The sequence below is a fragment of the Paraburkholderia bryophila genome (assembly GCF_003269035.1).
Taxonomy (GTDB): Bacteria; Pseudomonadota; Gammaproteobacteria; order Burkholderiales; family Burkholderiaceae; genus Paraburkholderia; species Paraburkholderia bryophila.
Window position 1 is genome coordinate 217,335 of record NZ_QLTK01000004.1, and the last position, 15,177, is coordinate 232,511.

Consider the following 15,177-nt stretch of genomic DNA (forward strand, 5'->3'; position numbering starts at 1 on the left):
TGCGTTCAACTCACTGACGTGATCGAACCCAGCGGCGCAGGCTCCTCTCCCTCACTGGCGCGCAACGGGTGTGAACCCATAGCGCGTCAGGACGTCCTGCGCGGCGGGACTCATCAGATACAGCGCAAGACGATACGCGGCATCGCGCGAGGCGGCGTTCTGCCGCGACTCGAGAACAGTCATGCCGTAGTCGGCGGCAATAGCTAGCTCCGCCGGCAGTTCGACCTGTGTCAGGGTCGTGTCGGGCGTCGGTTCATGCGAGCTGCAATAGCCGATGAATACATCGATGCGTCGCGTCGTCATGAAGTACTTGCCCGGATCCTGGCCGGCCGGCACCTGAGGGGCGACGGCGCCACCCACCAGTTGCTGCGCCTTCGCTTCGAGTGTCTGGGTCGCGCCGGGGCGAACAGTGCCGGCCTTGGCGAACAACGCCCACGCATAATCGCCGCCCGGATCCGACTTCGGCGTCGACGTGCCGATCCTGACGTTCGGATCGAGCAGCTTGTCGAGCAGATTGCCGGTGGTCAGGCCGACGTCAGGGCGCGCCTCCACGCACAGCCGGTTTCTCGCGAAGACGACCGTGGGCGCCGCCTTACCTTCAGCAGTGAGCCGTTGCGGATGCGCCATGTTCGCGGAAACGAAAAGGTCCGCCTTGGCCGAGTGCTCGATCTTGTCGAGCAGCATGCCGGCCGGCCCGCTGACGAGTTCGATCGGCTGACCGGTCTCGCTCGTATATTGGCGCGTGATCGCGCCGAGCGCGCCGCTCATGCTACCGGCCGTATAGATGGTGAGCGGCGCCGCGGGAGTCTGCTGCGCCATGGCGAGGCCGGCGCTGATGGCCAGAACGGAGGACAGCAGCGTGCGAAGCAGAATGGATTGCGGTTTTGTCATGTTTAAAGGTCGATCTGGATTGACGCGCGAACGGTGCGCGGGGCGCCCAAGGTGGCGGTGCCGCTGTCGGTGCCGGAATAGCCGCTCTGACCGGCCGGCGTGATGTTGGCCCAGTAGTGCCGGTTGGCGACGTTGTCGACGCCGAGGCGCAGCGTCACGGCTTTGGCCGCGATTTTGGTGCGGTACCGTGCGCCGAGATTGAAGATCGTGTAGCCGTCGACGTAATCGCTGTTCGAATAGTTGGCGGCACGACGGCTCGCATAATTCATGTCGACGTTCAAGCCGAGGCCGGCCACCGTGGGCACCGAATAATCCACCAGGGCGTCGAATACCACGCGCGACAGGCCGAGAATCTGCGTGTTGTTAGTGGCGGCGACACCGGTGTCGTGCAGACGCGGATCGAGCAGCGAAAGTCCGGTATAGATGTTGAGATCGCGGGTCACGGCACCCGTCGCGGTCAGTTCGATCCCACGGTTGACCTGCTGGCCTCCCTCGGCGAAAACGTTGCTCGATTCCACCAGCGCATACGGCCGTTCGATGCGATACAGCGCGGCGCCGAGCGTCGCGCCCGCCATGTCGACCTTGTAGCCGAGCTCCCATTCCCTGCTTCGGTACGGCGCGAGGGAATTGCCCGCGTTGAGCGTGCCCGACGGTGCGATATCGCCTTGCTGCAGGCTGTCCGCGTACGTGAGGTAGGCGGTCATGTTGTCCTGCGGTTTGTACATCAGGCTCACCGTCGGACTGACGCCGTCGGCGGAATATCTGCTCGTGATCGTCCCTTTCGCGTTGTAGTTCTCGGCATGAATCCAGCTTTGGCTGGCCGCCAGCAGCATCGACCAGTGCCGGTCGAAACCGATCGTATCGCCCACGTTGATGGATTGCTGGAACGTGCTGACGGAGCGGTAGCGATCCGAGAAATCGGGCAACGCAGGCTGGGCGAAACTAGCCGGATTGCTGAGGTTTCCGGTGCCGAGCGTGATGGCGCCCGTTTGATAAGGCGTGTACCGATTCCAGTAAAAGCCCGTGGTGGAGACGAACACGTCGTGGGTCAGACCGGCTAGCACCACGTGGCCGTTCAGCGCGATCGTATTGCTGATCACCTGATCGAGACTGTACGTGGTCGTCGCCGTCGTTTCGGTGTACGCGCCTTTGTTGTTCGTGAGCGTGAGCGTCGGCACAGTCGACGCGCGGTCGCTCGTTTCGCGCTGCACGCCGGCGCTCAGGTGCCAGTCCGGATTGAAGTCGTGCTTCAGCGTGGCGCTCATCATGTTCGTGACGTTGTCGTCGCCGGCCCATGACTGCCCGTAGCCGACCGTCGCCGGGTTCGGCGCGGCGGGCAGCAGCACGTTCTTTGCCAGGGCGAAGGTCCCGGGGAAGCCGGTGTCCAGGTAATGGTACGTGCTGAAGTTGGTTTCGAGCCGGGTGTCCGGCGTGAAGTGGATATCGAAGGCAAGGCTCGCCAGGTCCCGGCGCAGGCGGCTATCCGAAACGTACCCCTCGCCATTCTGGTTGAGCAGGTTGAGACGGTAGCCGAAACGATCGTCGTTGCCGAAGTGCCCGCTGAGATCCGCGCGCTCGGTGAACAACGCGTTCGACTCGTAGCCGAACGTGAATTCGCGCAGCGGCTGGTCGGTCGGCCGCTTGAGCACGTAGTTGAACGTGCCGGCCGGGCTGGCCGGTCCGTAGAGTGCCCCAGCGAGGCCGTTCAGCACCTGGATGCTGTCGAACTGCTCGATCGGGTAATCGGTCGTCGCGGCGATGTTCATGCCGTCGACGCGCGTGTTCTGCACCACGCCGGCCTGCATACCACGTGTTTGCGGCCGGATATTCAACCCCTGCACCGAGGGGATGAAACTGAACGCCTCCTGCACACTGCGCAGTTGCTGATTCTCAGCCAGCGACTTTGGAATGACGTTGACCGAGTACGGCGTGTCGAGCAGATTCTTCTTGCCCAGCGGCCCGACTACCGCCTGGTCGACCTGATACGAAGGGTAAGGGGTGGGCTTGATGCCGGTGACGACGATCGGGGTCAGTTGAGCGTCGGAATCCTGCGCATGGGCCGGGACGGTCGCGGCGACGCCTGCGGAGACGACTGCAAGCATGCGTAGGGTGCAGCGGGAGGGTAATGTCATCGAAATTGCCGTTACGAAGTATTGCGGTTCGCAATATTTCGCGAAATATAACGGCGGCCGCGCGTTCTAGTAAGGGCTCTGGCGCAAATAGTTGAAATAGCATAAAAATTCAGCGACTACGATGGCCTGGTTGATCTGCAGAAGATCTGGCCTGTAGCTGGTCGAGCGAAGGAAGCCTCTGCCGCGCGACTGCTACTATCCGCAACACTTGGCTCGAGACGAACTGGATGGAACTCTGGATTCAACCCTGCGCCGCATGCGCGAACCTGCACGGTCAACCGTCGCTTGCCGATCCGCACGATGCATTGCTGCTCGACAGTGTCGACTGGAAGGAAGGTCAGCGCGCGGCGGAAACGTACACGTGCGCGCAATGTAGTGGCGTGCTGAGCCGCGTGCTATCGGGCAAGCCCGCACGGCAGCTTTGGACCTTGATGAACGCGGGGCAGCATTGAGCGCGGCGGGGGCTAATCGTTCGCGGTTGGGCTTGAAATCCCCCGGGCGGCGAGTACCCGATTGCGTCCACTCGTCTTTGCTTCATACAGCGCCTTGTCCGCAACGAGGATCAGCTCGGTAGGCTCGCTCGCGCCCCGAGTCGGGACTCGCGCGGCCACCCCTGCGCTGATCGTGACAAAACCCGTGGGGCCGCCCGCATGTTCGATTTCCAGATCACGAATCGCGCCGCGGATTTTGTCCGCGATCGCGACGGCATGCGTCACGTCCGTGTTCGGCAGAAGCACCGCGATCTCCTCCCCGCCATAGCGGGCGGCAAGATCGCCAGGACGCCGGGCCGTCAGATCCCGGATGACACGACTGATCGTTCGCAGACATTCATCGCCGGCAGCGTGTCCGTAGATGTCGTTGTATTGCTTGAAGCAATCGACATCCATCATGATCAGTGCCAGCGCGCTCGCATGACGCGTGGCGCGGCTGAATTCGTTCTGCAGCGACACGTCGAACTGACGGCGGTTCGCCAGCCCCGTCAGGCCGTCCTGCATCGCGAGTCGTTCAAGAGTCTGATTCAGCTTTTCGAGCGAAGCGTGTGTCCTGGTCAGTTCCGCTTCGGCCTGGGTTCGTAGTTCGATTTGCCGGATCAGGTGCCAACCGAACAGTCCCACCACGAAGACAAGACACAGCACGCCGGCGGAATGCCAAAGCGTGTCGCGCCACCATTCATGCAAGATCTCGTCTTTGGATAAGGCTGCGGCCACGAAGACCGGATAGTGCTGAAGACCGCGATAACTATTGAGCCGCGTGATGCCATCCTGCGCCGACTTGATGAAAGACGTCCCCACCGGTCCGTGCGCCTTGTAGGAGTTGTATAGCGCGGTTCCACGCATGCTTTTGCCAATCAGGTTGGCATCGAACGGGCGGCGAATGAGCATCTCGCCGCTATTCAATACGAGGGCAACGGCCCCGGCGTTGCCGATCTGAAGACTGTCGTAGAACGTCTTGAAGAAATCGATATCCACGGTCGCCAACACGACGCCGTCAAAGCTACCGTCCGGCTTGTTGATTCTCCTTGAAACGGGAATGACCCACTTGCCGCTCGATCTGCTGATGACCGGGACGCCAATGTGCGGCCCCGTATCAGTGGAATGTTGATGAAAGATAAAATATTCGCGATCCGCGTTATTGAATCGATCGAGTGGCGTCGACGTCGAATTGACGATCCAGGCGCCCTTTTCGTCATAGACGAACAGACCGGCGAGCTGGGGCAGCTCCTGCCGGCGCATCACCAGAATGTCGTGCAGTCGCTGAAGCGCGGCCGGGCTGGTGCCGTCGTGCTCTACCCGCTCGACGATGCCCAACAACGCCGTATCCGCTTCCTTGAAGGTGTCGTCGGCCTGCTGAGCCATACCCCGTGAGAGATTCGAGGTAGCGACATCCATTTCGCCCAATTGGACCGACCGCGCATTCCAGCTCCGCCAACCATCGAGCACTACGAGGGACAGACAGACAACCGCCACGAAAGCGATCGCCCGCCAGATGATGGACGGTCGATTCAGAATCAAACTAGTCTCCGCAGACAGCTTGTCAACAATTGGCGACGCCGGGGGTCAAGCAGAAACAGACACTCCCGCCGCTAACCTAGGGAGAGTATATCGACAACTCTGTGCATATCTTCGGTCGGGGTCTGCTGTATCAGTAACTGAGATTCTCCGGGGACGCACCGACCCGCCGAAACACGTCATAACCTGTGCACATCGTGCACAGGTTATGTCCCGCGCGCAGCGTTGTTGCCCAGCGTGGCGAACCCTAGACTGAATTCCTTTCCAAGCACGTCCTCGAAAGGAATCGTCATGTCCGCACCCACGCTTCGCTACCTCCTCGGCGCCACTACGCCTACTTCGCTCCTCGCCCACACCACCGCATTACTGGCGATCGATTTCCAGAACGAGTACTTCACCGGCTCACTGCCTATTCCAAACGGCGCGGCAGCCTTGCAGCACGCACGCGCGCTCGTCGACCACGCCGACCGATACGGCTGGCGCGTGGTTCACGTGCAGCACGTCGCGCCCGCCGATTCCCCGCTGTTCGCCGTCGGCAGTCAGCACGCCGAGATTCACGCCGACATGCAAGCTGCGCCCTGCCATCGCGTGATCACGAAAAACACAGTCAGCGTCTTTGCAAGCACGGATCTCGCGCAAACGCTAAAAACCGACGGCATCACGCACCTCGTCATTTGCGGCCTCATGACGCACGCCTGCGTAGCCGGCGCCGCGCGAGACGCCGTGCCGGCCGGCTTCGAAGTCATCGTGGCCGCCGATGCTTGCGCGACGCGCGACATCGCCGTCGATCACGAACTGCGCGTCGGACACGACACATTGCACCGATCAGCCCTGGCCGAAATCGCGGATACCTTCGGTTCGGTAATGAGCACGCGTGACGTCCTGGCGCTGGCCGTCCAATAATCACGTCGTTACGCAGACGACCGTCGCCCCAGACGGGATTTCAGCTCGTGATAGGATCGGCCGCCGCGGCATCATGCGTGGCGGCCGTGTGCCGCCGTGTGCCACCGTGTCCGCCGAGGTAGAGATCGAGCGGAACGCACAGCACGGTTCAGGCGCAAAGAGACGGCCGGCGCAGTGAATAGCGAGTTCGAGCGCACTTCATCGATCGCGCGCTGAGCATTGCGGCGGACAACGTTCCCGATACACCCATCGCGGTCAATCCCGACATCGCCAACCTCATCGCCCATGGACCAGTTGCTTGCAATGCGCGCTTTCCGCTTCATCGTCGAAGCGCAGGGTTTCTCGGCCGCCGCCGAGCGGCTCGACACGACGCATTCGCGCGTCTCGCGTCAATTGAAGCAGCTCGAGACCGCGCTCGGCGTTCAGCTACTCAACCGCAACACGCGGCGCTTCACACTCACCGCCGCGGGCGAACGCTACTACAAGGCAAGCGTCGACATTCTCGAACGAGTGGAAGCGGCGGCGCAGGCCATGGCGAACGAACAGGACAACGCAGCAGGCCTGCTGCGCGTCAGCGTGCCGCTGGCGATCGGCACGCTCGAACTCACGGATTGGCTGCCCGATTTCCAGCAGCGTTTTCCCGACATCCAGCTCGAGTTGTCGTGCAGCGATCAGTTCGTCGATCTGGTCGCGGAGGGCTTCGACGTCGCGCTTCGCATCAGCGGCCCGCTGGCCGATACGACGCTGGTGGCGAAGAGCTTGACGGTGTCCGAGGTGGTGCTCGTCGCGTCGCCCGCCTATCTGGCGCACCATGGACTGCCGCAGACCGCTCAGCAACTCGCCGAACACGAGCTACTGACCTTCACCGGCGCGCTCGACGTCGACGAATGGCTGCTGATATCCGCACAAGGCGCATCGACGCGCGTCGCGCCGCGCAGCCGACTGAAGACCGACACCATCACCGCGCTCCATGCGGCGGCACTGGCCGGAGCGGGCATCGCCGCCTTCACGCGGCAGACGGTTCAGACGGACCTGACGAGCGGCCGTCTGGTTCAGATCCTGCCCGGCTGCACGCTCGGCAGCCGGCATTACTACGCGCTGTATCCGCAAACGCGTTACGTGGCGCCGAAGGTGCGGGCTTTCGTCGACCACATGGCCGGGCACTATCGCGGGTAATGAGGCAACGCGGAACAGCCCGGGGCAACCCGGCTTTCCCCCGCAAGGGCATCAGGAAGCACGGGCCGCCCCACTCCCTCACGCAGGCCGCTTCGGAATATCCAGCCCCCGCACCACCGCCGGACGCGCGACAAACGCGGCCAGCACGCGCTTCACATTCGCGAAGTCGTCGATGCCGACCAGATCACCCGCCTCATAGAACCCAATCAGATTACGCACCCACGGGAAGGTCACGATATCGGCGATCGAATACGCGTCGCCGAGAATCCAGTCGCGTCCTTCCAGTTGCTGGTTCAACACGCCGAGCAGCCGCTTCGATTCGGCGACGTAGCGGTCGCGCGGACGCTTGTCCTCGTACTCCTTGCCGGCGAACTTATGGAAGAAGCCGAGCTGCCCGAACATCGGCCCAATGCCGCCCATCTGGAACATCACCCATTGAATGGCTTCATAGCGACCGCCGATGTCCTCCGGAATCAACTTGCCGGCCTTGTCGGCCAGATAGATCAGAATCGCGCCGGACTCGAACAGCGCCAGCGGCCGGCCGCCGGGACCGTTCGGATCGATGATCGCCGGAATCTTGTTGTTCGGATTGAGCGACAGAAACTCGGGCGTCATCTGATCGTTCGTATCGAAGCGCACGAGATGCGGCTCGTACGGCAAACCGATCTCCTCGAGCATGATCGACACTTTGACGCCGTTGGGTGTCGGCAGCGAATAGAGCTGGATCCGGTCCGGATGCTCGGCAGGCCATTTCTTCGTGATCGGAAAATCGGAGAGATCGGTCATGGGACGATGTGAGCCTTGTACGAGAGTTGAGCAACGCAGGAGAGCAAATCGGAGGCGCGAGCCAGTCCGGGCCCGGAGGCCCGGCATTGAAATCCCGGAACGCGAGACTGCGAATTTGCGCGACCGCCAAATATAAACCGACTCGCCGCAACGCGTGCGGAGCCGCTCACTACAGGCTCACCACGCGCTCACCACAAGTCCTTGGTCGCCGTGCCGGCGCGCAAGTTATAGCCTTCGCGCCACAGCGCCGCGCCGACCGTCAGCAGCAGCGTCTTCTGCTCACCGTCGAGTAGCTCCCATGCCGCCGCCAACCAGGAGGCGTAGCTCGCGCAGGTCTGTTCCAGATCGACCGGCGCCTTGCCTTCCAGGTACTGCCGTTCGAACATCGAAAGCAATTTTTCGGGTGTCATGGGCGCGATCTCCGGATTGGGTCCCCAAGTCTAATAGCGACACACCACGCGCGGCACGCTCCCGAGCCTCACTGCGGGTTACTCCCAGGCGAAATCCGCCAACCGCCTACGAGCGACCGGCACCCCAGCCACAACCGGAAACCTGAAACGGAAAAGGCGCCGAAGCGCCTTCCCGTTCAATCGACAAATCAGCACAGCAAACCGGATTACGGCGCGTTGCGCTTGGCATTGTCCTTAGCGTCTTCCTTCGCGTCGCCGTAGGCCTTCTGCACCTTACCCGCGCCTTGTTGCAAGTCGCCCTTCAGTTCCTTGCCGGGGTTGTTGGTCACCTTGCCGACGGCCTCATTGACCTTCCCCTTGATCTGCTCGCCCACACCCTTTACCTGATCCTTGTTCATGATCGGCTCCTTAATCTGGAATGCCGGCGCGAGATTACGCCAGTATCCCTATTGAGCAACGGGTGTGCCCGACGCCGGCAATGCGCGTTTTCGCACGCGGCGAGCTGCCCGAAAAATAATCGCCACAGGTCTAAAGATTCCCGCCCGCCTGCCGTAAAGCTGCCAAGGAGGTGCCATGGACCGCACATTCATCACGTTGACGGGGTCATCCCAGGCCGCGCTGGTCGACCGGGATATCGCGCACATTTCGCGCGCAATGCGGCTTTCTTTACACGGCGATCTCGGCGGTCCGATCCTGCCTCCGGCCTATTGGCGCCAGCGTTTATACACGCTGCTCGACACCGGCTACCTCTCCCACGCGCAACTGTGCGCGGTGGATAGCCTGCTGCTCCAGCTCGACCAGTTCGCGGCCGAACCGCAAATGGCATGGGACACGCTCACACCGGCGGTCGCCGCTTTGTTCGCGCCGCCTTATCCGGTCGATACCAGTCGCCTCGTTTGAGGTTGACACCGAGCGCTGCTCAGTTCCAATCCTGCCGCGGCTGAAATTCAGCCCGGCTGCGTCGTCACGCCCGCCAATAAAAAAACGGCCGCGAACCGCGCCGCGGCCTCAACACGTCGCCACGCAGGGATGTCGCGTCGCTTCGGTAGCGTACACGTCCAACTGTGACAGCCGCGTTTAGCCAATGCGCGTTGTCGAAGGTCGAAATTTTCTGCCTCTGCTCGCCGGAAATAGGGAAAAAGGGACGACCTTAGGTCATAATGTCCGCAAAAATTCCCAGCAAGGACTTCCGTGACCCTCGCCGCACCGCTCGAACTGCTCCGGCAGGCGCGCGCCCGCTTCACTCAACGCGAAATCGCCGCGCACGTCGGCAAAGACATCAAGACGGTGCGCCGCTGGGAACAAGGCGCCACCCCGTGCCCCGCCATGCTGGAGCCGGCCTTGCGCGATCTGCTGCAAGGCAATGCGCGGCGCGACGCCGGCAGCGCGCGCAAAGCCTCCGGCGCTGCGCCGTTCCGCTTCGTCGATCTGTTTGCGGGCATCGGCGGTATCCGCATGGGTTTCGAAACACACGGCGGCGAGTGCGTGTTCACGAGCGAGTGGAACGACTTTTCCACCCGGACGTATCGCGAGAACTATCCCGACGGCGCTTCGCATGCGCTGATCGGCGACATCGTGTCGTTTCCGGCCGAAGACGTGCCGAGCCACGACGTGCTGCTCGGCGGCTTTCCCTGCCAGCCGTTTTCGATCGCCGGCGTCAGCAAGAAAAACGCGCTGGGGCGGCCGCACGGTTTCAAATGCACGACGCAGGGCACGCTCTTTTTCGACGTCGCGCGCATCATCGCGGCCAAGCGCCCCGCCGCGTTTTTGCTGGAAAACGTGAAGAACCTGCTGTCGCACGATAAAGGCCGCACGTTCGACGTGATCCTGCAAACCCTGCGCGACGAACTCGGCTACGAAGTGCATTACCGCGTGATCGACGGTCAGCATTTCACGCCGCAGCATCGGGAGCGGATCATCATCGTCGGCTTTCGCGGCAAGACCTCCTTTTCGTGGGACGACCTGCGCCTGCCGGAACACGGCCCGCGGCTCGGCTCGATCCTGCATCGCACCGACGGCGGCGAGCCGGTGCTGCCGTGGGACCACGACCGCTTCTTCGATCACACCGCCCAACGCGTCCAGCCGAAGTACACGCTCACCTCGAACCTGTGGACCTATCTGCAGAATTACGCGGAAAAGCACCGCGCGGCGGGCAATGGTTTCGGTTTCGGCATGGCCTATCCGGATAGCGTCACACGTACGCTGTCGGCGCGTTATCACAAGGACGGCTCCGAGATTCTGGTCCATCAGGGCGAGTCGCTGCGACCGCGCCGCCTGACGCCACGCGAATGCGCGCGGCTGATGGGTTTTCCCGACACCTTCAGAATCCCCGTCAGCGACACCCAGGCTTACCGGCAGTTCGGCAACAGCGTCGTCATGCCCGTGATGCGCGAAGTGGCGCGCATCATGCTGCCGCATGTCCAAACCCTGCTCGCCGAGGAGGCGCCCCGTGGTTCGAAGCAAGCCCTCTCGCTGTACGCCTGACCGGTCGTTTAAAGCGCCCTGCGGGAAAAACCGGCGCGCTCGCGTCTGACCATGGTCGATATCGTCGATAGCGCGACCCGCAGCCGGATGATGTCCGGCATCCGCGGCCGCAATACGAAACCGGAAATCCTGATCCGCAGCCTGCTGCATCGGCAAGGCTTCCGTTTCCGTCTGGACGCGCGCGATCTGCCGGGACGTCCCGACATCGTGCTGCCGCGCTATCGCGCCGTGGTGCTGGTACACGGCTGCTTCTGGCATGGCCACGACTGTCGTCTTTTCAAATGGCCGCAAACCCGGCCCGAGTTCTGGCGCGACAAGATCGGCCGCAATCGCAGCAACGACGACAAGGTGAGCGCGGCCTTGCTAGCCGACGGCTGGCGCGTCGCGGTGGTGTGGGAATGCGCATTGCGTGGTGCCAATCGCGATATCGCGGGCGTGCTGGAGCGGCTCGTGGCGTGGTTGAAGAGCGACGCGCCGAGCTTCGAGGAACGCGGCTGAAAGCCGCCTGTCGCCTGGCTGGTTCGAGCGAACCCCAGCGCTGCTGGTGATACACTCGATTGGCTAACTCGAGGCCTCGCCGCGCGTTGTTGCAGCGCTCGCCGCAAGCGCCACGCGGCAGCCGGATCGCCCAGCCCGAGCAGCACAGAACCACTCACTAGGGAGACACATCATGGCTGATTTCCGTCTCTGGTCCGACGACTTTCCCACCAACGGCTTCATGCCGAAAGCCCACGAGTATCACGACAAAGCGTTCGGCGTGGACGGCGAAAACATCTCGCCGGTGCTGCACTGGGACGCGCCGCCCGCCGACACTCAAAGCTTCGCGCTCACCGTTCACGATCCCGACGCGCCGACCGGCAGCGGCTTCTGGCATTGGGTCGTGGTGAACATCCCGGCCGACGCCCGCACGTTGCCGCGCGACGCCGGCAAAGCGGACGGCTCGCTGCTGCCGCAAGGCGCGCTGCAACTACGCAACGACTACGGCACGGCCGGCTTCGGCGGCGCCGCGCCGCCGCGGGGTGACCGGGCGCATCGCTACATCTTCCGTCTGCATGCGCTGAAGGTGCCGCATCTGCCGATCGATGCGGACACCACCAACGCCGTCGCGCGTTTCATGACACATCTCAACGAACTCGATTCGACCACGCACACGGGGCTCTACGAGCTCAAATAACGCGGAGCACGCGCGGCCGGCGTGCGCTTCGCAGCGCCGGCCACGTAGCGGATCGACCACGGCTTATCCGGCACAGGCGGACAACGCGGATGGCCCGTCGCGCGGTCGGCGCTCCGTCTCACCCCCACTCGAACAATCGATGCACCCACAACCATCGCGCAAGGACGGCGCAACGCCCGCCCCTTCCACCCCGCTGTCGGACGGCACCGAACAGGGCCTGCCGATTCCGCAGCGCTACTGGGCGATGCTGGTGATCGCGCTCGCCCTCACGCTGGCGGTGCTCGACAGCGCGATCGCCAACGTCGCGCTGCCGACGATCGCACGCACGCTGCACGCCAGCGCGGCCAGCTCGATCTGGGTCGTCAACGCCTATCAGCTGGCCATCACCATTTCGCTGTTGCCGCTCGCGTCGCTCGGCGATCGCATCGGCTACCGGCGCATTTATCTGGGCGGGCTGATCCTGTTCACGGTGGCGTCGTTCGGTTGCGCGTTGTCGACCTCGCTGAACACCCTCGCCCTCGCGCGCGTGGTCCAGGGCTTCGGCGCGGCCGGCGTGATGAGCGTGAATACCGCGCTGGTGCGGATGATCTACCCGCCCGCGCAACTCGGTCGCGGCGTCGCGATCAATGCGATGGTGGTGGCGGTGTCGTCCGCGCTCGGCCCGACCATCGCCTCCGGCGTGCTCGCCGTGGCGTCGTGGCCGTGGCTGTTCGCGATCAACGTGCCGATCGGCATCGCCGCGATTGTCGGCGGCTTCAAGGCGCTGCCCATGAACCCCGGCCACGAATCGCCCTACGACTACCTGAGCGCCGTGATGAACGCGTTCGTGTTCGGCCTGCTGATCTTCGCCGTCGACGGGCTCGGCCACGGCGAACAGCTCGGCTACGTGCTGATCGAAGCGCTCGCCGCGGTGGTGATCGGCTACTTCTTCGTGCGCCGTCAGTTGACGCAGCCAGCGCCGTTGCTGCCGATCGATCTCTTGAAAATTCCCGTGTTCGCGCTGTCGATCGGCACGTCGGTCTGTTCGTTCTGCGCGCAGATGCTGGCCTTCGTGTCGTTGCCGTTTCTGCTGCAGGAGACGTTGGGTTTGTCGCAGGTGGAAACCGGTCTGCTGATGACGCCATGGCCGGCGGTGATCATCATCGCCGCGCCGATTGCCGGCGTGCTGTCGGACAAGGTGTCGTCGGGCTGGCTGGGCGGCGTGGGCCTCGCCGCGATGACCGTCGGCCTGCTGCTGCTCGCCACGCTCGGCGCGCATCCGGACGCCATGCAGATCGCGTGGCGTATGGCGTTGTGCGGCGCGGGCTTCGGCATTTTTCAGTCGCCGAACAATCGCACCATGTTGTCGGCCGCGCCGCGCGAACGCAGCGGCGGCGCGAGCGGCATGCTGGGCACCGCGCGGCTGACCGGGCAGACGCTCGGCGCGGCGCTGGTCGCTTTGATCTTCGGCATCGCGCCGCAGCATGGACCGACGCTCGCGCTGTATGTGGCCGCGGTTTTTTCGGCGGTCGCCGCGGTCGTCAGTACGTTGCGGGTCAGGCACCGGATGAGCGCACAACCGGCATGAGGTTTTGAATCGACGGGTTAAGGCTCGCTCGCGCTCGGCTAGCCGATGCCGATGCCAATGCAGAAAGGGCGCGAATCGCACCATGCGATTCGCGCCCTTTCTGTTTTCGTCGGTCAATCTTGCTAAGACGTGATCAGCCCGCGTGCCGTCTCCCGACGGTCACGACGACGACGATGCCGTCACGTCAGCGAGCTTTACCGCCTTGGCCGTCATCGAAGAAGCGGTCGCGACATTGCGCAGATCGCCGAGGAACGTATCGCGCCACACGGAGAGATTGTTCTCGCGCATCGGCGCCATCATGTCGGCGTGCCGCGCCTGGCGTTCCGCGAGCGGCATCGACAATGCGCGCTCCAACGCCTCGGCCATTTGCGACAGATCGAAGGGATTGACCACCAGCGCGCCCGGCAACTGTTCCGCCGCCCCGGCGAATTGCGACAGCACCAGCACGCCCGGATCGGCGGGGTCCTGCGATGCGACGTATTCCTTGGCGACGAGGTTCATGCCGTCGCGCAACGGCGTCACGTAGCCCACCTGCGACTGCCTGAACAGCGCCATCAGCAGATTGCGTTCGTACTTGCGGTTCAGGTATTGGATCGGCGTCCAATCGAGCTGCGCGAAACGACCGTTGATGCGGCCCGCCTCGCCTTCCAGCGTCTGACGAATCCGCTGATACGTCGTCACGTCCGCGCGGGTCGGCGGTGCGATCTGCACCAGCGAAACCCGGCCGTGCCAACCCGGCGCATTCAGCAGCAAACGTTCGAACGCCTGGAAGCGCTCCACCAGCCCCTTCGAATAATCGAGCCGGTCGACGCTCATGATCAGCTTGCGGCCACGCATGCCGTCGCGCAGGCTGCGCACCGGCTTGCGGTCGGTGAACTGCTCGGCGGCCTTGGCGATCGCATCCGGATAGATACCGATCGGATAGGCACCGACTTTCAGGAAGCGGTTATACGCGTGCACCATGCCGTCTTCGCTCGAGGTGCCATGCTGACCGCGCTCGATAAAATCGACGAACGACTGGCGATCCGCTTCCGTCTGGAAGCCGATCACGTCGTAGCTGCACATGGCCTTGACCAGTTCCTCGTGCGGCGGAATCGTGCGCAGCACCTCGGGCACCGGAAACGGAATATGCAGGAAAAAGCCAATCGGATTCTTCACGCCCAGCTCGCGCAGACACCGCGCGAACGGCAGCAGGTGATAGTCATGCACCCAGATGATGTCGTCGGGTTTGAGCAACTCCTTCAACTGCTTCGCGAGCGTCGCATTCACGCGCTGATAGCCGGCGTACTCTTGTCGGTCGTAGCGCGACAGGTCATTGCGATAGTGGAAGGTCGGCCATAGCGTCGCGTTGGAAAAGCCGCGGTAGTACTGGTCGTAGTCGCGCTTGGTCAGCCCCACGGTCGCGTACGTCACATTGCCCTGCTTCTCGATCACCGGCGCCGACGGCTCCGCCACCGTCTCGCCGCTCCAGCCAAACCAGACTCCGCCGGTTTCCTTCAACGCGTCCAGCACGCCGATCGCCAGGCCACCCGCTGCGGGACGGCCTTCCTGGGTCGGTGCGACACGATTCGATACCACGATCAGTCTGCTCATTGGTTAATGCTCCACCTGGTTCAGTTGCTTCGTTGTAGTCGGATATGTGCCG

Annotated in this window: 15 protein-coding genes; 8 read left to right on the forward strand and 7 right to left on the reverse strand. The window is 63.3% G+C overall.

The window, feature by feature from the left end; genetic code table 11:
* Positions 1-51: 51 nt before the first annotated feature.
* Together modA and BX591_RS09715 are read right to left on the reverse strand one after the other, a co-directional pair.
* Positions 52-891, reverse strand: a complete 840-nt coding sequence (modA, locus tag BX591_RS09710; RefSeq protein ID WP_111930636.1) for a molybdate ABC transporter substrate-binding protein — start codon at positions 889-891, stop codon at positions 52-54.
* Between the two features lie 2 nt (positions 892-893).
* The gene (locus tag BX591_RS09715) at positions 894-3,023 is read right to left on the reverse strand and encodes a TonB-dependent receptor (RefSeq protein WP_111930638.1); all 2,130 of its coding nucleotides are present in this window, start codon (positions 3,021-3,023) and stop codon (positions 894-896) included.
* Positions 3,024-3,250: 227 nt separating this feature from the next.
* Between BX591_RS09715 and BX591_RS09720 the strand changes: the two genes are divergently transcribed.
* The gene (locus BX591_RS09720; protein WP_111930640.1) at positions 3,251-3,475 is read left to right on the forward strand and encodes a hypothetical protein; all 225 of its coding nucleotides are present in this window, start codon (positions 3,251-3,253) and stop codon (positions 3,473-3,475) included.
* Positions 3,476-3,487: 12 nt separating this feature from the next.
* Here the strand turns inward: BX591_RS09720 and BX591_RS09725 are convergent, their stop codons facing one another.
* A complete protein-coding gene (locus tag BX591_RS09725; RefSeq protein WP_338068889.1) occupies positions 3,488-4,990 on the reverse strand; it encodes a sensor domain-containing diguanylate cyclase in 1,503 nt (500 codons plus the stop codon).
* Between the two features lie 333 nt (positions 4,991-5,323).
* Here BX591_RS09725 and BX591_RS09730 point away from each other — a divergent pair, with 333 nt between their 5' ends.
* Positions 5,324-5,935: a cysteine hydrolase family protein gene (locus tag BX591_RS09730; RefSeq protein ID WP_111930642.1), complete on the forward strand. Its 612-nt coding sequence runs from the start codon at positions 5,324-5,326 to the stop codon at positions 5,933-5,935.
* Between the two features lie 285 nt (positions 5,936-6,220).
* A complete protein-coding gene (locus tag BX591_RS09735; RefSeq protein WP_111930644.1) occupies positions 6,221-7,111 on the forward strand; it encodes a LysR family transcriptional regulator in 891 nt (296 codons plus the stop codon).
* A gap of 78 nt (positions 7,112-7,189) precedes the next feature.
* Here the strand turns inward: BX591_RS09735 and BX591_RS09740 are convergent, their stop codons facing one another.
* The 3 genes from BX591_RS09740 to BX591_RS09750 form a co-directional block, all read right to left on the reverse strand.
* A complete protein-coding gene (locus BX591_RS09740; RefSeq protein ID WP_111930646.1) occupies positions 7,190-7,897 on the reverse strand; it encodes a glutathione S-transferase N-terminal domain-containing protein in 708 nt (235 codons plus the stop codon).
* Positions 7,898-8,085: 188 nt separating this feature from the next.
* Positions 8,086-8,307 carry a hypothetical protein gene (locus BX591_RS09745; RefSeq protein ID WP_035552216.1) on the reverse strand — a complete coding sequence of 74 codons (222 nt, stop codon included), beginning with the start codon at positions 8,305-8,307 and terminating at the stop codon, positions 8,086-8,088.
* Between the two features lie 206 nt (positions 8,308-8,513).
* Positions 8,514-8,705: a CsbD family protein gene (locus tag BX591_RS09750; RefSeq protein ID WP_111930648.1), complete on the reverse strand. Its 192-nt coding sequence runs from the start codon at positions 8,703-8,705 to the stop codon at positions 8,514-8,516.
* A 175-nt stretch (positions 8,706-8,880) separates the two neighbouring features.
* Between BX591_RS09750 and BX591_RS09755 the strand changes: the two genes are divergently transcribed.
* The 5 genes from BX591_RS09755 to BX591_RS09775 all read left to right on the forward strand — a co-directional run bounded on the left by BX591_RS09755 (position 8,881) and on the right by BX591_RS09775 (position 13,532).
* Positions 8,881-9,207 carry a hypothetical protein gene (locus BX591_RS09755; RefSeq protein ID WP_111930650.1) on the forward strand — a complete coding sequence of 109 codons (327 nt, stop codon included), beginning with the start codon at positions 8,881-8,883 and terminating at the stop codon, positions 9,205-9,207.
* 291 nt (positions 9,208-9,498) lie between these two features.
* A complete protein-coding gene (gene dcm / locus BX591_RS09760) occupies positions 9,499-10,791 on the forward strand; it encodes a DNA (cytosine-5-)-methyltransferase (protein ID WP_111930652.1) in 1,293 nt (430 codons plus the stop codon).
* Positions 10,792-10,842: 51 nt separating this feature from the next.
* A complete protein-coding gene (locus BX591_RS09765) occupies positions 10,843-11,289 on the forward strand; it encodes a very short patch repair endonuclease (protein WP_111930654.1) in 447 nt (148 codons plus the stop codon).
* A gap of 172 nt (positions 11,290-11,461) precedes the next feature.
* Positions 11,462-11,965, forward strand: a complete 504-nt coding sequence (locus tag BX591_RS09770) for a YbhB/YbcL family Raf kinase inhibitor-like protein (RefSeq protein ID WP_111930656.1) — start codon at positions 11,462-11,464, stop codon at positions 11,963-11,965.
* A gap of 139 nt (positions 11,966-12,104) precedes the next feature.
* Positions 12,105-13,532 carry an MFS transporter gene (locus BX591_RS09775; RefSeq protein WP_111930658.1) on the forward strand — a complete coding sequence of 476 codons (1,428 nt, stop codon included), beginning with the start codon at positions 12,105-12,107 and terminating at the stop codon, positions 13,530-13,532.
* Between the two features lie 159 nt (positions 13,533-13,691).
* On the opposite strand, the gene otsA is transcribed toward BX591_RS09775, so the two are convergent.
* Positions 13,692-15,125 (reverse strand): alpha,alpha-trehalose-phosphate synthase (UDP-forming), encoded by a 1,434-nt coding sequence (otsA, locus tag BX591_RS09780; RefSeq protein WP_111930660.1) that lies wholly within the window; start codon positions 15,123-15,125, stop codon positions 13,692-13,694.
* Positions 15,126-15,177 lie beyond the last annotated feature (52 nt).